The following is a 220-nucleotide window of genomic DNA, read 5'->3' as shown; positions in this document are numbered from 1 at the left end:
ACAATGAATAGCGTTGAGCTAGCTGCTTTACTTCAAAAGTTTGGGCGAGGACGCTTTAAAGATCCTGTCAAATTAGCTAAAGTCATTAGAAAATCTGTCTCAGACTCTTATCGCTTAGGCAAACTAGCACAAGACAGTATTGATATCAATCTAGGTGTTCAAATGCGTGTTATACGTGGATTTGAACAAGAAATAAAAATCATTGATAAAGCCATTGAGA

Annotated in this window: 1 pseudogene; it reads left to right on the top strand. The window is 36.4% G+C overall.

Annotation, left to right across the window (positions count from 1 at the left end):
* Nucleotides 1–220: pseudogene (locus ACYQ2O_RS13895) on the top strand (IS110 family transposase); the annotation flags it as partial.

This window comes from Alkalibacterium sp. m-11 (assembly GCF_054658155.1).
This window is presented reverse-complemented; position numbering and strand designations above follow the sequence as displayed.